The organism is Prauserella sediminis (assembly GCF_014195435.1).
Lineage (GTDB): Bacteria > Actinomycetota > Actinomycetes > Mycobacteriales > Pseudonocardiaceae > Prauserella > Prauserella salsuginis.
In genome coordinates this window covers 2,772,284-2,789,352 of the sequence record NZ_JACIBS010000001.1, presented here as the reverse complement: position 1 = coordinate 2,789,352, position 17,069 = coordinate 2,772,284, and the positions used below count along the sequence as shown (strand labels likewise).

The following is a 17,069-nucleotide window of genomic DNA, read 5'->3' as shown; positions in this document are numbered from 1 at the left end:
TACCGGCCATTCGGTCAGTAAGCAATACCCGGCCAGTACGCAATCCGCTCGACGAGCGAGCCGGTCAGGTGAGCGCGCCACGGCGAGCGAGCCTCGGCGAACAGGCAAGGCGGTGAAGCCTCGTGTCCCATCCGGCGGCACACGTGTCCAAGACGGACGGCCAGGTACCGGACGTCGCGGCGTCAGACGGTCAGGCGGCGGGCGGCTCGGCGACGGCCCCCTCGGCGGCGCACGTCAGTGAAGCCACCCGGACCATGCTCGAGTCCGACACCGCCTCGGCCGCACTCGGTATCGACGTCACACGGGCCCACGACGGCAACGCCGTCGCGACGATGCGGATCACCGAGCAGATGGTGAACGGCCACGGCATCGCACACGGCGGGTACCTGTTCCTGTTGGCGGACACGACGTTCGCCGCCGCGTGCAACAGTCACGGCCCCGTTACCGTCGCGTCGGGAGCCGAGATCTCGTTCGTCACCAGCGCCCGCCTCGGCGACGCCCTCGTGGCCGAGGCCACCGAACGCACCCGGTACGGCCGCAACGGCATCTACGACGTCACCGTGCACCGGGAGACCGCCGCGGGCCGCGAAACCGTCGCCGAGTTCCGCGGCCGCAGCAGAACCGTCGGTCAGATCAAGTCCTGAGGAGCCCCGCGACCATGACGACCACGCACAACGAGGTGCCGAACACGCAGCGGCTGGGCACGGCACCCGCGCTCGACGACCTGTCCGCGCCCGAACGGCTGAGCACCGACGAGCTCCGCGCGCTGCAGCTCGAGCGTCTGCAGTGGACACTGCGGCACGCCTACGACAACGTTCCGCTCTACCGCCGCAAGTTCGATGACGCGGGAGTGCACCCGGACGACTGCCGCAAGCTCGCCGACCTCGCGAAGTTCCCGTACACGACCAAACAGGACCTGCGGGACTCGTACCCGTTCGGCATGTTCGCGGTCCCCGAGACCGAGGTCAGCCGCATCCACGCCTCGAGCGGAACGACCGGCAAACCGACGGTCGTCGGCTACACCGCGTCCGACATCGACAACTGGTCGAGCGTCATGGCGCGTTCCATCTTCGCCGCGGGCGGTCGCCGGGGCCACAAGGTGCACGTCTCCTACGGATACGGGCTCTTCACCGGCGGACTCGGTGCGCACTACGGCGCCGAGAAACTCGGCTGCACCGTCGTTCCGGCCTCGGGCGGCATGACCGCTCGGCAGGTGCAGCTCATCACCGACTTCCGGCCGGAGGTCATCATGGTGACGCCGTCGTACATGCTCACACTGCTCGACGAGTTCGAACGGCAGGGCATCGATCCGCGCACCACGTCCCTGCAGGTCGGCATCTTCGGTGCGGAACCGTGGACCGAGCACATGCGCCGCGAGATCGAGGAGCGCATGAACCTGCACGCCGTCGACATCTACGGACTGTCCGAAGTGATGGGACCGGGCGTGGCGCAGGAGTGCGTCGAGACCAAGGACGGCCTGCACATCTGGGAGGACCACTTCTACCCCGAGGTCATCGATCCGCTCGAGGACACCGTGCTGGCCGACGGCGTCACGGGCGAGCTGGTGTTCACCTCGCTCACCAAGCAGGCCCTGCCGATCATCCGCTACCGCACGCGCGACCTCACCGCCCTCCACCCCGGCACCGCGCGGCCCGCGTACCGGCGGATGGACAAGGTGACCGGACGCAGCGACGACATGATCATTCTGCGGGGCGTGAACGTCTTCCCCACGCAGATCGAGGAGATCGTACTGGGCACCGACGGCCTCGCACCGCACTTCCAGCTCCGGCTGACGCGGCAGGACCGCATGGATCACCTGACCGTCCTGGTCGAGGCGCATCCGGACGCGCCGCAGGAGCGCAGGCAGGCCGCGGCGACCGAGATCGCCCAGCGGGTCAAGGACGGCGTCGGCGTCAGCGTGGGCGTGGAGGTCGTCGATCCGGAGTCGCTCGAACGCTCGGTGGGCAAGCTTCGCCGGGTGGTCGACCAGCGGCCGTCACAGTGATCCGACCTGCGATGATGTCGCCATGACCGAACCACCACGGCCCCGGGGCAGGCGCGGCAGACCCGGTTACGACCTCGAGTCCCTGCTGATGGTCGCGGTCAAGCTGTTCAACGAGCGCGGCTACGACGGCACCAGCATGGAGGACCTGGCGCGCAAGCTGGGCATCACGAAGTCGGCGATCTACCACCACGTCCGCAGCAAGGACGAGCTGTTGCAGCTTGCGGTCAATCGCGCCCTCGACGGATTGTTCGCGGAGGTGGAGCACCTCGACGAGGTCGAGGGCCCTGCGATCGACAAGCTCGAACGGCTGGTCCGGGCCAGTGTCGGCGTGCTGGTGCAGCAGCTGCCGTTCGTCACGCTGCTGCTGCGCATCCGCGGGAACACGAAGGTGGAGAAGGCCGCGCTGGCGCGCAGGCGCGAGTTCGACCAGATCGTGACGGACCTGGTCAGCAAGGCAGCTGCCGACGGCGACCTGCGGCCGGACGTCGACCCTGCGACGTCGGCCCGGCTGCTGTTCGGCATGGTGAACTCGCTGGTCGAGTGGTACCGGCCGCGCGGGGGTGTCGACGCCGAGACACTGGCCGACGCCGTGGCCACAGTGGCCTTCGACGGGCTGCGACTGCACCGGGACGGCTGAGCGCCGCCGATCACGGGATCTGGCCGATGGGGCTGAGCGCCACGACGGGGATCACCCGGTCGGTGCGGCGTTCGTACTCGGCGAAACCGGGGTAATGCTCGGCCTGGATCCGGTACTTCTCGGTGCGCTCGGGTTCGTCCAGTTCGATGGCCTCGACGTCCAGGTCGATGTCGCCGACCTCGATCCGGGCGCTCGGGTTGGCGCGCAGGTTCCAGTACCAGTCCGGGTGGGTGTCGGCGCCCGCCTTGGACGCGAACACGAGGTAGCGGTCGCCGTCGGTCAGGTACATCATCGGGTTGACCCGCTGTTTGCCGCTACGGGCGCCGAGGGTGTGCAGCAACAACAGCGGTGCGCCTTCGAACGGGCCGCCGACCTTGCCGTGGTTGGCACGGAACTCCTCGATCGTCCGGCGGTTGAAGTCCGCAGCGTCGCTCATGCAGTCCTCCTGCGCGTGTCTTCCCTTACGCCGTCCATCCTGCAGCAGCGGCGGCCGACGTGCCGGACGAAGATCCGCCCGGCCCGAATGGCGGCCGCCGTCAGTCGTCCTGATAGGCGGGCGGCAGCTGGCCGAGTGGCGCTGCCCGTTCCAGATCTGCCGGGCGCAGGCGGAACACCTGCAGAGTCATGCCGAAGTACTTGTCGGTCTCCCCGACCCACTGCATGCCGTTGCGGCGCACGCTCGCCGCTGCCCGCGTGTTGTCGGGACGCACGACCGCGTACAGCTCGTCCACGTCGTGCTCGAACGCCCAGCCCGCGAGCGCGAACGCCGCCTCCCCGGCGTAGCCGAGACCCCAGAAGTCCGGGTGGAGCTGCCAGCCGATCTCCAGGTCGTCGTTGCCCGGCGGAAGCGGCAGCACCGACGCGCCCCCGATGACGCGCCCGTCGCTGCGCCGTTCGAGGGCCCAGTGTCCGGCAGGCACGTCCAGGCATGCTGTGTCACCGATCCACTGCCGCAGCAACCGCCGCATCTCCGTTCGATCCGGCACTCTCGCCATGGCCGGACTGAGCCAGCGGGTGACCGATTCGTGCTGGTAGATCGCCAGCGCGTCGGGCGCGTCCGCGACGTGCCAGCCGCGCAGCCGCAGCCTGGGCGTGATCAGGGAAGGCCGCAACAATTCGGTTGGCTGGTGCCTCATTGTCATGCGGAGCTCCTCGTCGACCCCCACGGCCGGGCTCGCACCCGCCCGCCGGGGCGTGCTCGTGGTGTTCATCGGACCAGTCCGCCGTCCAGCTCCCAACGCTGTGTCGACGCCGCCATGTCGGCCGTGTCGACGAAACCCAGCAGCCTGTCGACGGTGTCGGTGTTCCCGCCCTGCGACGCAGCGGCCAGCGATGCGCGCGCCGACGCCGGAGCGGTCTCCGGCGGCACCACGAGTAGCGTCAGCCGGCCACGGCCCTGGCCCCCGATGACCGTCACGGTCTCCGGTGGCTGGGAGTTGAATCCCTCCACCCGGACCCTCCGGCCGTCGACGACCAGCTTGCGCGCGACGGGTTCCCACATCGGCAGGCTGTAGGTGACCCGCTCGCACGGGCCCCATGTCGTTGCCAGGTCCTCGAGCAGCTCCGGCAGTTCCGCGGTCAGATCACGGGAACAGGGCCACCACGCGCCGTCGACGTGTCCGGTGGCGCGCTGTTCGGACTTGACCTGCAGCCGCGCATGCCGCCGTGGGGCTGAGGGTGCCAATGTGTCGATGGTCGGTGTGTGCGGGATCGACATCATGTCGATGCTCCGTCCCGGCCGCGATGCGGCCGCCGTGGTGTTTCGTCGCCGGCGACACGAACTCTGTCACTCGCGTGCGGAATGCCGCCGATACCTGCAAGTTTACGCGTCTTCATCACCGCGTGCGATGATCATCACCTGCCGTGGTGGGCCTGCTTCTCAGCGCGAAATGGCGTAACGTCGGGGTGACCGGGTACCGCACGGGGCCGCGGCGACGCGGCTCGGTTTCACTCGAGAAGGTGCCGCGTTCCCCGGTCGTGCGCGCACGGAGCCGGGGCGGCGTTCTCCGCGGCACACCCCGTCGCGGATGTACACCCGAGGCCCGGAGGACGAGGCGCATATGGAGACCGACACCGACATCGACAGCACCCCGGCGTTGCGGCGCGGGCTCGACGGCTACATCGGAGCGGTCGCCGATGAACTGGAGGTCCCTGCCGAAAGCATGAGCTTCGAGATCAGCGACACCGCGACGGCGTATCTCGGGTTGTCGACACGGTGGCCGTCGTGGCCAGGCCACGATCTGATGCTGATCTGGGACGAGCGAGCGGGATGGTCGATCGCGGTGGAGACCACGCCCGCGGAACGCGCGGTCGTCATCGCGAGACTGGGCGGTGAACCGGTTCCGTCACCGCGTGTGGTGTCCCGCTGGGTCGAAACCACGCTGGCCGGTTCCCGGCCGCAGACCGCACCTCACCAGACGACAACCACCCAGACCGCTCCGCCGCACACGACGGCGAGGGCGGTCGATCGACACGCCCTCGCCGTCCGCCTCTCCGCCTACGTCTCGGACTGACGGGGCCCGCCGCCGCTACGCGGCCGAGCGGGCCCGGTCTGCCGCTCGCAACGGTGCGCCCATCTCGTGCAGGTGCTCGAGGACGTGCCGGTACGAACGGAACAGCCCGGTCTGGCTGTATGGGATGCCGTGTTCGTCGCAGAAGCGGCGGACGATCGGCTGAGCACGGCGCAGGTGCGGCCGCGGCATGTTCGGGAACAGATGGTGTTCGATCTGGTAGTTCAAACCGCCGAGCAGGAAGTCGGTGAACCAGCCGCCCCGCACGTTCCGTGACGTGAGCACCTGCTTGCGCAGGAAGTCGACGGATTGGCCGGTCATCGTCGGCATACCCTTGTGGTTGGGCGCGAACGAACATCCCATGTAGACGCCCCACAGCATCTGGTGCACGGCGATGAACACCACTGCGAGCCCCGGCGACAGCACCAGGAACACGGCGGTCAGATAGGCCACGAAGTGGGCCGTGAGCAGAGCGCCTTCGACCTTGCGGCCCTTCGTCTTGCCCTGCCACACCGCCTTCACACCGTTGAAGTGCAGGTTCAACCCCTCGACCGTGAGCAGCGGGAAGAACAGCACCGCCTGGTGCTTGGCCATCCAGCGCAGGAAACCCTGCTTGAGCCGGGCCTGTTTGCTGGTGAAGGCCAATGCCGGGATGTCGAGGTCCGGATCGTGTTCCTCGTGGTTGGGGTTCGCGTGGTGACGGTTGTGCCCGCTGACCCACCAGCGGTAACTCATCCCGACGAGACCTCCGTGCGCGGTGCCGATGACGTCGTTCGGCTTGCGGGTCCGGAAGATCTGCTTGTGCCCCGCGTCGTGGCCGATGAACGCCAGCTGGGCGAACACCACGGCCAGCACGGCGGCGATGCCGAGCTGCCACCAGCTGTCGCCGAGGAACGCGAACGCCACCCAGGCGCCGGCTAGGACCAGCAGGTTGGCGGCAATTCGAAGCGCGTAATAGCCGTACCGGCGGCGCAGCAGGCCCGCCTCGCGCACCTCATGGAGCAAGGCCGCGTACTCACCGCCGGCCTTCGCGGGAGCTTCGGCGTAGTTGGTCATCGGGGAATTTCCCCTCCGAACGCAGCGGGGGCAGAAGAAAACGAGATGCGGCGCGCGCGTTCGGCCGCCGCAGGGGTCACCGGCGATGCCGTGGACACGGGTGCCGACACGTGGCTGAAGACCACGGGGGCGACGGTGGTACCGAAAACACGAGAGTGAACGTGAGCGGTGGACATGGGGGAACTCCTTGGCGGCGACGGGGTCTCGGCCGCCGGTTCTGTGCTTGTACGCGAACGCGTACGGAATGAGCGAACTCGACTCTTCGCTGCGCAGCTCTTCGCTGCGTAGCGAGGTCCGTTCGAATAAGTAGGTTCAGGGCAGGTCACGAAGCTCGGCGTCGTTCACACGGTCGACGTTGATCACAGTTGCTGACTGTGTACGGATGGCCCGCCACCTCCAAGCTTACACGTCCTGCCCGCACAGGTACACCGGCGACGGTTTCGGCCCGGGTATCCCACCCGCTCTCGATTACGGAGAACGCCGGGTCCCGGCCGGGTGCACCCGGCCGGGACCCGGCGTCGGACATCGCGTTACTCGACGACCTCGAAGGTCAGCGAATCGGTGTACTCACGGCCGTACGAGTCGGTGGCCGTCACCTCGGCACTGTGCTCACCGGCTTCGAGGTCGGTGGGCAGCTCGTAGCGCCACAGGTGCATCGACGAATCAGCGATGCTGCCGCCGTGCACGAGCTGCTGGGCGACGGCGTACGGGTCCGACCACTCCGGCCCGTTCCGTTTCGCCTCACCCTTCATCTCCTGCGTACGGGTGGCCTTCTTGGCCGGGCCGCCGTCGAGAGCGACCTTCACCGACGAGCCGCTGGCCCCCATCCAGAAGTCGGTGGTGAGCCAGGTGGTGCCGGCCAGGTCGGCGGAGTCGACGACGAGCGGCTCCTCCAGCTCCGGTGCGTCACCCTGTGGGTTCTCGTTCCACTCGGCACGGTCCTCGGACCAGTCGCGGAACGTCGGGCTGTTGATGCCGAGCTGGGTCTGCACCGTGTCGTCCTCGCCGGTGACGGTGTAGCGCTCCTGGAACTTAGTGCCGTCGACGTCGAGCGTGAGCAGTCCGGGGCGGCCGCCGTCCTTGCCGATCGCCGTCGGGTAGCCGTCCTCGGTGACCTCGCCGGAGTACCAGTCACCGGAGATGGCGCCCGCGGTGATGTGCGGGAACGGCAGCTTGTCGAGGCCGAGGGTGTCCTGCCACCCCTTCGCCGAGTCGCCCTTCTTCATGTTCTCGGTCGTGTGGCTGTGGCCGGAGACCGCGACGGCCTTGCGGCCCTTCAGCAGGTCGTACACCTCGCGTGCCTGGTCGGTCTGGTGCACCGGGCTCGCCTGGTCGTTGTAGTTGATCAGGCCGATGTGGCTGGCGACGACGACCAGCTTGTCCTTGGCGACGTGTTCGAGGTCGCGCTCGAGCCACGCGAGCTGCTCGTCGTCGATGGACCCGTTGTAGCTGGGGTCGCCCTCCGGGTCGTCGCAGTGGGAGCCGATGCCGTCGAGGTTGTCCTCGTTCGATGTGCACGGGTACTCGACAGTGTTCAGCGCGACGAAGTGGACGTCGCCGACGTCGTAGGAGTAGTAGGTCGGCGCCAGTTGCGCACGGAAGGTGTCGAACGAGTGGGCCGTCGTCGCGGCGTCGAAGTCGAGGTCGTGGTTACCGGGCAGGAACCGCGCCGGGCCGTTGGTCTGCTTGGTGAGCTCCTTGACCTCCGGGTACAGCGACAGGTCGTCACCGACGACGTCACCGACGAACAGCGAACCGCAGCTCGCGTAGTCGTCACGCTGCGCCATGTCGTTGATCGCGCCCTTGCGCGCGTACTCGACCTGCTCGCGGTTGTAGGTCTGCAGGTCACCGGCGACGATGCAGCTCTGCTCGGGCGCCGCGGTGCCGGCACTCTCGGCCACCGGGAAGTTGACGGCCGACGGCAGCGGGCCGGTGGGCTCGATGCCGCCGTACTTCAGGTCGGGCGAGCCTTCCGGCAGGTGGTTGTAGTGGAACTGCGGGACGTTGTACTCGTCAACCGGAACCTGGTATCCGTCCGGCTGGGTGATGAAGACCGTCATGTTGTCGAACGCGGGCAGCCGGTAGCGGCCCTCGCTGTCGGTCTTGACGACGTCGCGCCCGTTGGACACGACGACGCCGGCCAGGCCGCGCTCGCCGTCGCCTGCGCTGGAATCCTCGTTCTCGTCGACGAACACCGTGCCCGTCAGCACGTCCCGTTCGGCGGATCCTTCCGATGCGGGCACCACCTCGACCGCGCCGCGGTAGACACCGTCGTCGGCCTGTTCCTGCTGCGCGCCTGCGGCAGGCGCGACGACGGCGGCCGACGTCGCGGCGATCGCCACGGCCGAACACGCCGCGACGGCCGCGCGTACGGCTCTGCGTTCTCCTTCAGCGGACCTGAACATACGTTTGCGCTCCGATGAGTCGGGGACCGTTGACCGGCCCGGTGACCGGCGAGGAGCAACCATTCCGGACGATCCTGAACAGGTTCCGCATAACCGGCGAACACGAGCGAAAGGGATGGCGATCTGCCGAAGCCGCCCGGCAACCGGCGGCCGACCTGCGTGCGAGCTCCAATTGCCCACTTTATTGGAAACGATTTTCACTATCGTTTACGCTGTCAGTCGTGACGGACCACCCTCGAACCCCCGTGATCGTCGTCAGCGGCATCTGTCCCGCCGCCTGCCGCGACGTCGCGCTGCGACTCCAGGACCAAGACCCGGCCACCGCGGTCGTCAACCACGACCTCCGCCAGGTCTCGTCCGGCATCGTGCGGCGCACCGTGCGACTCGGTACCCGGGAGACGGCGACGACGGTCGAACTCGCCCACGGCTGCGTCACGTGCACCGTGCGCGAAGACCTGCTCCCCCTGCTGCGACGACTGTCGGCCGACACGGCCGTGGAACGGATCGTGCTGCAGCTCGACGAGGCCATGGACCCCGAGCAGGTGTGCCTGACGATCGAACACGTCGTGGTCGGCGACCGCCCGGTGAGCGAGGACGTCGAACTGGCAGCCGTGATCGCCGCGATCGACGCCGAGACTTTCGTCCACGACGTCACGGGCGACACGACCATGGCCGAACGCGGCCTGCAGGGTTCCGCCGACGACGAGCGGACGATCGCCCACGTCGCACTCGCCCAGGCCGAGTTCGCCGATGTGGTCGTATCCACCGGACGTCCCGAGGACGCATGGTCGGCGGCCAGGACGAACGCGATCCTCGAACGCACCGCCCCGGCGGCGCCCGTACTCGACCTCACGGTGACCGACCGCGACACGCTACTGGCGGCGATGCCTTCCGACGCGCGTCGCGGCACGGGCGACGACCCTCACGGAGCACTGCTGCGAGGCCAACCGCCGCTGCACTCCGACTGCGGCGTGGCCGTCACGGTCTTCTCCGAACGCAGGCCGTTCCACCCGGAACGTCTTCACGACGCGATCGACGTACTGCTCGACGGCGTCCTGCGCGCGCGTGGTCGCGTGTGGATCGCCAGCCAGCCCGATGTCGCACTGTGGCTGGAATCGGCGGGCGGCGGCCTCGGCGTCGGCCATCTCGGCCCATGGCTCGACTCGCCGGAGGCTCCGGAATGGACGGACGTATCGGCTGAGCGCCGCACGCTCGCGTCGCTGCGCTGGGACCCACTGTTCGGCGATCGGGACCAGGAGATCGTCGTGATCTCCCACGAGGCCGACCCGCAGCTCGTCGAGGAAACACTTCGCGGCGCACTGCTGACCGACGAGGAACTGGCGACGGGCCGCGACGCGTGGGCCCGCTATCCCGACCCGTTCGGCGCCTGGCACGAAGAACCGTGCGACGACACCGAAGACGCCGACTCCAATTCGGAGTCAGTCCATAACGGACGCTACGAGTCCTGAACACATCGAAGGGAAACACACCATGGCGGTACCCAAACGCAAGAAGTCGCGCGCCAACACCCGGACACGCCGGTCACAGTGGAAGGCGAAGGCCCCGGACCTGGTGCCGATCGTGGTGCGCGGCGAGCGCAAGCTCGTGCCACGCAGGCTCGTCGCCTACTACCACCGCTACGGCGACGACGCGTAGATCGGCGTAACCGAAACGAGGGTGTGTCCGCCGCGATCGGCGGACACACCCTCGTTTTCGTGTTTCCGGAGACAACGTGTTTCCGAAGAGCAAGCAAGCAGCCTCCGGCGGACAAGCACAGTCGGCCGGGTGCCGGGGACCGGAACTCGGCCGCTCTCCGACACCCGGCGAGGGCCCGCACGCGTCAGCCCTGGCGTGCCTTGTACCGCGGGTTCTTCTTGTTGATCACGAACACCCTGCCGTGCCTGCGGACGACCTGCGCGCCGGGCTTCTGCTTCAACGAGCGCAGCGACTTGCGAACCTTCATCACCACTCCTTTCCGGTAGGACCACCCTACAGTAATCGAAAATAGTTTTCGTTTGCATTAGCGGGTTGGCCGGCCCCATGTCAGACCAGGAGCGATCACTGCGCCCCGACGACGGTTTCCGTTCTCGCTCATCAGTTCTCCCTGACGACGCGGATGTCGGCGAGAGTGTCCGTGCACCACGTGGCACCGCGGTGGTCGTCGGGTGGAGTCATCGGTGGCGGCATCATCAGGTGGTGCGACCGTCGCAAGTGGTCGGATGTGCGCGCCGGCGTCGTGGCCGCCGCTCACCGGGTAGTCCGCGACCGGCGGCACCACGAACGTGGACCACCGGCCTACGTCCGGGAGAGCCGCCCGAACGTCACGATCCACGAGGAGGGCCGAGAGGGTGACGACGAGAACGGTTCGGGTGCGTCGCGTGTACGACACCCCACGCGACGACGACGGTGCTCGCGTGCTGGTCGACCGCGTGTGGCCACGCGGCATGAAGAAGGAGTCCGCACGACTGGACGAGTGGGTCCAGGCCGTCGCGCCCTCCACCACCCTCCGGAAGTGGTACGCGCACGACGCCGGGAAGTTCGCCGAGTTCCGCCGCCACTACCTGCGAGAACTGGACTCACCGGAGGCCGGGGCGGCACTGGCTGGATTACGAGAGAGCGCGGAATCCACGGGCCTCACCCTGCTGACAGCGACCAGGGACGTCGCGCACAGCCACGCACAGGTACTGGCCGACCTACTGATGACGGAGGAGTGAACGCCCGCGCTCGACGCCGTCCCGCCGAAACCCGGTCACGCTAGGACGAGGTTCCACCGAGACCCGGTCACACCGGAACGATCTTCCCCGAGACCTCGTTCCTCAGGGACCCACCGGCGCGTGGTCGTCAGCCGCGGCGGCCTCGACCACGCGGTGGCCGGCGTGTCATCCGGCGGCCGCGATGACACCGGCCAGGTCGTCGGCGACGTTCTGGGTCGAATAGCGCTCGCGCTCGTCGTCGTCGAGGCTGCTCACCTCGAGCTCGACGAGCGCCGACGACTCCGGATCGGCGAACACGGCCGTGTAGTCACTGCCCGCCTTCGGGTTGGTGATGTACTCGGTGACGAGCACGTGCACCTCCGCGCCCCGGGCGGTCAGCGTTTCCGTGGTGTTGTCCTGCACGGAACTGTCACCGGTGGCGAGGAAACCAGCCACGTACTCGTCGACCGCCGCGGCGTCGTCGAGCCGGATCAGCGACAGCGACGTGGCGATGTGGTCATCGGTCTCGGTCTCGCACTGATAGCGGTAGCCGGCGTCACCCTCGGGGCCCCAGCCCGCACCGTCGGGCGTGAGGGGCTGTCCTTCGAGGGTCGCCCCGTCGGGAAGCACGAGGCAATCACTGTCGTGATCGACGGTGAGCACTCCGTTCGCCTGCCCTTTGGAGCCTTCCCAGCCGTCGGCCGTCGCCGTCAGCCACTGCTGCGGAATGCCGTCGACCGTGCCGTCCGCCCCGTCCTGATTCCCGCCCTCGTTCGAACCTCCGCAGGCCGCGAGCGCGGGAATCAGCAGGCCGACGGCCAGCGCACCCCGCAATGAAACGAACCTCTGCATGCCCTTGATCATATCGGCGCATCCCTGACGTTTCGGCCGAAACGGCGAAATCAGGAAACGGGCGGGCTGAGCGAGAACCGCGTGGCAGTCGGATCAATCAGCCGAGTCCGGGCCGGGGCTGGCCCAGCGCCCCCGGACTTGGCTGATGTGGGCTCGCATCTGCGATTCGGCCGCGGTCTGGTCACGTGCCTGAAGAGCATCGACGATCGTGTGGTGCTCCTGCGCGACGTCGACCAGCTCCCCCCGCTCGCGCAGCGCCGCCAATCCGAACAGGCGCGTGTGGGCACGCAGGTCCGACACGAGGTTGGTCATGCGCGGATTGTCGGCGTACGAGAGCAACCGCAGGTGGAACACGCGGTCCGCCTCGGTGTACTCGACCAGATCACCGGCCTCGGCCGCGGTGACGATGTTCTGGGCGAGCTCCCTGAGCTCGGCGAAGTCGTCGTCCGGGATGATCGGCGTGACCTTGCTGACCGCAGGGGGCTCGATGAGCAACCGGATCTCGGTGATCTGATCCAGGTCGGTTTCGCTGATTTCCGTCACCCGGAAGCCCTTGTTGGGCACGATCTCGACGAGTTCCTCGCGCACCAGGTCGAGCATGGCCTCACGGACCGGGGTGGCGGAGACCCCGAACCGACTACCGAGCGATGGCGCCGAGTACACGACGCCGGGCTCCATCTCACCGGAGATTATCGCCGCCCGCAGCGCCCGCCCGACGCGGTCACGCATGCTGACCTTCTCCATCTGGACCAGCTTCGGAGCCACTACTACCTCCACGATCTGTTCACGGCCATAGTATGTGACGTCGCACAGCCGGTACCGCGAGTTCTCACCCCGCGGGCTCGGTTCACTCGTGTTGCGGACCCTCCGCGAGCTGCTCGAGCGAAATGGGCGCGGCGAAGGGCTGCTTGGCCGTCGGCCGGAGGTCGTCGGCGGTGAGTGCCCTGCCCTCCCGAGCAGCAGCGAGTTTGGCCGAGGCGAACCCGCAGACCCGGCCCTGGCACCAGCCCATCCCGGGGCGTGCCATGAGCTTGACCGTGCGGGCGTCCCCGGCGCCGAGATCGTCACGGGCGCCGCACACCTGCTGGTAGCTGACCTCCTCACAACGGCAGACCGTGGTCTCGGGGTGCAGCCAGTCGTGCCAGTGGCGGGGAACCGGGTGGGCGGTGTGCATCGCTGCGGCGAAGCGCCGATGGCGCGTGATGCGCTTCTGCAGCGCCCGCACACTCTCCTGGGAGACAGCCGCACGCTGGTCCCGCGCGGTGATCAGACCGGCGAGTTCGCCTTCGGCGACCGCCAGCACCGCACCCCCGACGCCGGTGGCCTCACCGGCCACGTAGACCCCGGGCACGGTCGCCCGCTGCTCCTCGTCGACGACCGCGACCAGCGAATCGTCGATGTCCTTGCGGGTCGCGGCGCCGGTCGCCGTGACGAGCTCCAGCGACGGCGTGAAGCCCCACCCGAGCGCGACGAGGTCGACGTCGACCGTGCCCGCCTGCTTGCGGATGCGGCCCTCACGGTCCAGCCGCGACAGCTCGACGGACTGGACCGTGTCGGTGCCGCGGATCGCCGTGATCGCCGTCCGCTGCCGGTACGGGATGCGGTGCCGGATCAGCGCGGTGGCATATTCGAGGGCCTCCCGCCCCTTGCCGGGAACCGCGGCTGCGGCCAGCGGGTCCCTGGACCATCCGGTGATCGACCCTGCCTCGCAGACGGCCACGACGTCCGCACCGGCCTGAGCCAGACCGGTGGCCACCGGCAGCAGGAACGGCCCGGTTCCGGCGACAATCGCGCGGCGGCCCGCCACGGTGCGATGCCCCTTGAGCAGGGCTTGAACCCCGCCCGCGGCCATGACACCGGGAAGGTCCCACCCTGGGATCGGCAACTGGCGGTCGTACCCGCCGGGGCACAGGATCACCGCATCCCCGGTGACGGCGTCCGGACCGTCGTCACCCCCGTCCGCTCCGGCGTAGGCGGTGGTCAGGTGCAGGGTGTGGGCCGGTGGTTCGTCACCGGTCGACGGACGCTGCACGAACCACACCTGGCGCCGAGGCAGATAGGTGATGCGCTGCCGCCGGACGAGCCCGTGCAGTCGGGTGCGCAGCCCCGCGAACGTGGACCAGTCGTGATGGCCCAGCGATTCGTCACCGCGCGGGGCGGTCTCGTCGGGATGGCGCCAGTACTGACCACCGGGCTGCTGGCCTGCGTCGACGAGCACGACCCGGCGCCCTGCCTCGGCAGCGGTGACGGCGGCGGCGAGTCCGGCCGGGCCTGCTCCGACCACGGCGACGTCGTAGCGGGGGCTCGTGGCTGTGATGTCGCGGGGGTGCTCAGTCATCGGTCTCACCTGCCGTGTCGAAGGGGCCGTTACCGGGCACCGTGCTCGACAGCGCCATGCCCGGCCGGGCGAGGACCAGGCACGCGCGCTGGTTGGGCTCGCCGTCGACGGTGATCAGGCAGTCGTAGCAAACGCCGATACCGCAGAACAGACCACGCGGTCGAAGCTGAGTGCGGGTCGTTCGCCAGGACCGGATCCCGGCATCGGTCAGCACCGACCCGACGCTCTGCCCCGCGATCGCCGGTAACGGGCGGCCGTCGAAGACGACCTCGAACCGCTCGGGCTCGGTGGTGGCCGCGTCGGGGGTGCCGTGCTGCTGGGCGGGACTCATGATGCCTCCACGAGGTCGAAGCGCTCGGGCGCGAACGGAGTCAGGTCGAGATCCGGTTCCCGGCCGGTCAACTGCTGGACCAACAGCTTCGCCGAGCCGACCGAGAGCCCGATGCCTGCACCCTCGTGCCCCGCGGCGTGCCACAACCCGGGCGCACGCGGATCATGGCCGATCACGGGCAGATGGTCTGCGCAGTACGGACGGAATCCGTGGTAGTTGCGCATGATCTTGGTCTTCGCAAGCACGGGATACAGGGTCAGCGCCTTCGCCGCGATCTGCCGCAGGGCGGGAAGCGAGACGGTGGCGTCGAAACCGACCCGCTCGCGAGAGGATCCGATGAGGATGGTGCCCGCCCGGGTCCCTTCGATGACCGTGGACGTCTGCAATCCCTCGTCGGACGAGGTGGTGCTGGCGACGTAGTCGCCGGAGTAGACCTTGTGGAACACCGTGCGCGGAAGCGGTTCGGTGATCAGCACGAACCCGCGGCGCGGGAGGATCGGCACGTGCACGCCGGCGAGCTGTGCAATGTCGCCGGCCCAGGTCCCGGCGGCGTTGATGACGTGGTCGGCATGGATCGTGCCGCGGCTGGTGACGACACCGGTCACCGAATCGCCGTCCCGGTGCAGATCCGTGACCTCGGTACGAGTCCAGATCCGGGCGCCGCGTTCACGGGCGATGCGGATGAGCTGCGCCGCCATGAGCATGGGCTGGACCTGGCAGTCCTGTGGATAGTGCGCGGCGGCGGTCAGGTTCTTGGTGAGGTGAGGCTCGTAGGCATGCACCTCGTCGGCCGCGACGTCGGTGACATCGATCCCGGCGTCACGCTGACGCCGGGCGAGCTCGGCGAGGTTCTGGGCACCGGACTCCGTGGCGGCGACGATCAGGCCACCCTTGTTCTCGAACTCCCACAGGTGGTTGTGCGGGGCGAGATCGCGGCGCCAGACCTGGTTGGAATACAACGCCAGGTCGAGTTCGTGGCCCGCTTCCTTGTCCGAGACCAGCAGGTTGCCCTCGCAGGCACTGGTGGTCCCGCCTGCGACCTCGCCGCGCTCGACGATGTGGACACGCAGGCCCTGTTCGGTGGCGAAGTAGGCGCACGCCGCGCCGAGGGCACCCGCGCCGATGATGACGACGTCGGCGGTGTCGGCCATCGCTGCCTCCGGTTGTCGATTGTGGACACAGGGACGTTTCCGCGTGGCTGCCGCTTCAGAGTTCGAAGCCTGCCGGGAACGGGTCGGAGGGATCGAGCATGTACTGAGCGGTTCCGGTCACCCAGGCGCGTCCGGTGATCGTCGGGACCACCGCGACGCGCCCACCGACTTCGGCCTGCTCGACGAGTCTGCCCACGAAAGTCGTGCCGATGAAGGATTCGTTGACGAAGTCGGTGTCGAGGGCGAGCTCACCGCGGGCGTGCAACTGCGCCATCCGGGCGCTGGTGCCGGTGCCGCACGGCGAACGGTCGAACCAGCCCGGGTGGATGGCCATCGCGTGCCGCGAGTGTGCCGCCGTCGAGCCGGGAGCCTTGAGATAGACGTGGTGGCAGCCGGAGATGTCGGGCCGTTCGGGATGCACCGGTGGCGCCTGCTCGTTGATCGCCGACATGATGGCGAGACCGGCATCGAGGAGCTGCTGTTTGGCCGCGCGTTCGAACGGCAGTCCCAGCGCCTCGAGGTCGACGATGGCGTAGAAGTTGCCGCCGAAAGCGATGTCGCAGACCACCGGGCCGAGCCCGGGGACGTCGATCCGCTGATCGAGCGCATGGCTGAACGAGGGCACGTTCTTGATCGTCACCGATTCGGCGTGCCCGTCCCGGACCGCGACGTCGGCGACGACCAGGCCAGCGGGAGTGTCGAGGCGAACCTGGGTGACGGGCTCGGTCACCGTCACCATCCCGGTCTCGACCAGCACCGTGGCGGTGCCGATGGTGCCGTGACCGCACATCGGCAGCAGGCCCGAGACCTCGATGAACAGCACACCCCAGTCGGCGTCGGCGCGAGTGGGCGGCTGCAGGATGGAACCCGACATCGACGCGTGCCCGCGCGGTTCGCACATCAGCAGGGTGCGCAGGTCGTCGCTGTTCTCGATGAACCACTGCCTCCGCTCGGCCATCGTCGCCCCGGGAATGACCCCGACGCCACCGGTGACGACCCTGGTGGGCATGCCCTCGGTGTGGGAATCGACGGCATGCAGGACACGACCGGTCCTCATCGACCGCTCCTCTCGACTACGAACCGGGCCGGGC

At 68.6% G+C, this 17,069-nt stretch carries 19 protein-coding genes; 7 read left to right on the top strand and 12 right to left on the bottom strand.

The features are described 5' to 3' along the window. Window positions 1–254: 254 nt before the first annotated feature. From paaI to FB384_RS12725, 3 genes are read left to right on the top strand one after another with little or no spacing between them, the layout of a single operon-like run. The gene (gene paaI / locus FB384_RS12735) at window positions 255–644 is read left to right on the top strand and encodes a hydroxyphenylacetyl-CoA thioesterase PaaI (protein WP_183785430.1); all 390 of its coding nucleotides are present in this window, start codon (window positions 255–257) and stop codon (window positions 642–644) included. 14 nt (window positions 645–658) lie between these two features. Next, window positions 659–2,005 (top strand): phenylacetate--CoA ligase PaaK, encoded by a 1,347-nt coding sequence (gene paaK / locus FB384_RS12730; protein ID WP_183782954.1) that lies wholly within the window; start codon window positions 659–661, stop codon window positions 2,003–2,005. 22 nt (window positions 2,006–2,027) lie between these two features. Continuing rightward, window positions 2,028–2,642, top strand: a complete 615-nt coding sequence (locus FB384_RS12725; protein ID WP_183782952.1) for a TetR/AcrR family transcriptional regulator — start codon at window positions 2,028–2,030, stop codon at window positions 2,640–2,642. Between the two features lie 10 nt (window positions 2,643–2,652). On the opposite strand, the gene FB384_RS12720 is transcribed toward FB384_RS12725, so the two are convergent. The 3 genes from FB384_RS12720 to FB384_RS12710 all read right to left on the bottom strand — a co-directional run bounded on the left by FB384_RS12720 (window position 2,653) and on the right by FB384_RS12710 (window position 4,362). Further along, the gene (locus tag FB384_RS12720; RefSeq protein WP_183782950.1) at window positions 2,653–3,078 is read right to left on the bottom strand and encodes a nitroreductase family deazaflavin-dependent oxidoreductase; all 426 of its coding nucleotides are present in this window, start codon (window positions 3,076–3,078) and stop codon (window positions 2,653–2,655) included. A 100-nt stretch (window positions 3,079–3,178) separates the two neighbouring features. Beyond that, on the bottom strand, window positions 3,179–3,784 hold the full coding sequence (locus FB384_RS12715; protein ID WP_183782948.1) for a GNAT family N-acetyltransferase: 606 nt from the start codon (window positions 3,782–3,784) through the stop codon (window positions 3,179–3,181). A 65-nt stretch (window positions 3,785–3,849) separates the two neighbouring features. After that, on the bottom strand, window positions 3,850–4,362 hold the full coding sequence (locus FB384_RS12710; protein ID WP_183782946.1) for a DUF5994 family protein: 513 nt from the start codon (window positions 4,360–4,362) through the stop codon (window positions 3,850–3,852). Window positions 4,363–4,702: 340 nt separating this feature from the next. On the opposite strand from FB384_RS12710, the gene FB384_RS12705 reads away from it, so the two are divergent. Continuing rightward, the gene (locus FB384_RS12705; protein WP_183782944.1) at window positions 4,703–5,155 is read left to right on the top strand and encodes a DUF6292 family protein; all 453 of its coding nucleotides are present in this window, start codon (window positions 4,703–4,705) and stop codon (window positions 5,153–5,155) included. A 15-nt stretch (window positions 5,156–5,170) separates the two neighbouring features. Here FB384_RS12705 and FB384_RS12700 read toward each other — a convergent pair whose 3' ends face one another. Then, window positions 5,171–6,208, bottom strand: coding sequence for a fatty acid desaturase family protein (locus FB384_RS12700; protein ID WP_183782942.1), 1,038 nt, complete (start codon window positions 6,206–6,208; stop codon window positions 5,171–5,173). Between the two features lie 530 nt (window positions 6,209–6,738). Beyond that, on the bottom strand, window positions 6,739–8,613 hold the full coding sequence (locus FB384_RS12695) for a calcineurin-like phosphoesterase C-terminal domain-containing protein (protein ID WP_183782940.1): 1,875 nt from the start codon (window positions 8,611–8,613) through the stop codon (window positions 6,739–6,741). Between the two features lie 221 nt (window positions 8,614–8,834). Between FB384_RS12695 and mrf the strand changes: the two genes are divergently transcribed. Further along, the gene (mrf, locus tag FB384_RS12690) at window positions 8,835–10,082 is read left to right on the top strand and encodes a ribosome hibernation factor-recruiting GTPase MRF (RefSeq protein ID WP_183782938.1); all 1,248 of its coding nucleotides are present in this window, start codon (window positions 8,835–8,837) and stop codon (window positions 10,080–10,082) included. Window positions 10,083–10,104: 22 nt separating this feature from the next. Next, window positions 10,105–10,269 carry a 50S ribosomal protein L32 gene (gene rpmF, locus FB384_RS12685; RefSeq protein ID WP_183782936.1) on the top strand — a complete coding sequence of 55 codons (165 nt, stop codon included), beginning with the start codon at window positions 10,105–10,107 and terminating at the stop codon, window positions 10,267–10,269. A gap of 184 nt (window positions 10,270–10,453) precedes the next feature. On the opposite strand, the gene ykgO is transcribed toward rpmF, so the two are convergent. Continuing rightward, window positions 10,454–10,576, bottom strand: a complete 123-nt coding sequence (gene ykgO, locus FB384_RS12680) for a type B 50S ribosomal protein L36 (protein ID WP_183782934.1) — start codon at window positions 10,574–10,576, stop codon at window positions 10,454–10,456. Window positions 10,577–10,961: 385 nt separating this feature from the next. Between ykgO and FB384_RS12675 the strand changes: the two genes are divergently transcribed. Further along, window positions 10,962–11,327, top strand: a complete 366-nt coding sequence (locus FB384_RS12675; RefSeq protein ID WP_183782932.1) for a DUF488 domain-containing protein — start codon at window positions 10,962–10,964, stop codon at window positions 11,325–11,327. Window positions 11,328–11,492: 165 nt separating this feature from the next. Here FB384_RS12675 and FB384_RS12670 read toward each other — a convergent pair whose 3' ends face one another. The 6 genes from FB384_RS12670 to FB384_RS12645 all read right to left on the bottom strand — a co-directional run bounded on the left by FB384_RS12670 (window position 11,493) and on the right by FB384_RS12645 (window position 17,035). Further along, window positions 11,493–12,158 carry a hypothetical protein gene (locus tag FB384_RS12670; RefSeq protein ID WP_183782930.1) on the bottom strand — a complete coding sequence of 222 codons (666 nt, stop codon included), beginning with the start codon at window positions 12,156–12,158 and terminating at the stop codon, window positions 11,493–11,495. A 93-nt stretch (window positions 12,159–12,251) separates the two neighbouring features. Beyond that, the gene (locus tag FB384_RS12665) at window positions 12,252–12,923 is read right to left on the bottom strand and encodes a GntR family transcriptional regulator (RefSeq protein ID WP_258938199.1); all 672 of its coding nucleotides are present in this window, start codon (window positions 12,921–12,923) and stop codon (window positions 12,252–12,254) included. Window positions 12,924–13,005: 82 nt separating this feature from the next. Continuing rightward, window positions 13,006–14,496: an FAD-dependent oxidoreductase gene (locus FB384_RS12660; RefSeq protein ID WP_183782928.1), complete on the bottom strand. Its 1,491-nt coding sequence runs from the start codon at window positions 14,494–14,496 to the stop codon at window positions 13,006–13,008. After that, window positions 14,489–14,827, bottom strand: a complete 339-nt coding sequence (locus FB384_RS12655; RefSeq protein WP_183782926.1) for a (2Fe-2S)-binding protein — start codon at window positions 14,825–14,827, stop codon at window positions 14,489–14,491. The genes FB384_RS12660 and FB384_RS12655 overlap by 8 nt, the downstream gene beginning before the upstream one ends. After that, on the bottom strand, window positions 14,824–15,978 hold the full coding sequence (locus FB384_RS12650; protein ID WP_183782924.1) for an NAD(P)/FAD-dependent oxidoreductase: 1,155 nt from the start codon (window positions 15,976–15,978) through the stop codon (window positions 14,824–14,826). Before FB384_RS12650 ends, FB384_RS12655 begins: the two co-directional genes overlap by 4 nt. A 55-nt stretch (window positions 15,979–16,033) precedes the next feature. Then, complete coding sequence (locus tag FB384_RS12645) at window positions 16,034–17,035, bottom strand: proline racemase family protein (RefSeq protein WP_183782922.1); 1,002 nt, start codon at window positions 17,033–17,035, stop codon at window positions 16,034–16,036. Window positions 17,036–17,069: the final 34 nt, after the last annotated feature.